The sequence below is a fragment of the Colwellia sp. BRX8-4 genome (assembly GCF_014077345.1).
In the GTDB taxonomy this organism is placed as follows: Bacteria; Pseudomonadota; Gammaproteobacteria; order Enterobacterales; family Alteromonadaceae; genus Colwellia_A.
The window spans coordinates 1-251 of sequence record NZ_JACGVS010000090.1 but is presented as its reverse complement, the minus strand read 5'-3'; the positions used below and the strand labels follow the sequence as shown (position 1 = coordinate 251).

At 43.0% G+C, this 251-nt stretch carries 1 rRNA gene; it reads left to right on the top strand.

The features are described 5' to 3' along the window. Positions 1-166: 166 nt before the first annotated feature. Positions 167-251 (top strand): 5S ribosomal RNA (rrf, locus tag H4J56_RS20070); the annotation flags it as partial.

Below are 251 nucleotides of genomic sequence, written 5' to 3'. Positions count from 1 at the left end.
CTAATTGCCCGTGAGGCTTAACCATACAACACCCAAGTAGTTTTACTGCGAAGTGTTTGTAGAAGACTGACAGAATAACTTCACGCACTGTAATGAATTGAATAAGAAAACGCTTTTATATTTATGGCTCTAACGAGCAACAGCTTTCAAGATTGTAACCTTTTTGTCTAGCGACAATAGCACTGTGGCACCACCTGATCCCATTCCGAACTCAGAAGTGAAACGCAGTAGCGCCGATGGTAGTGTGGGAG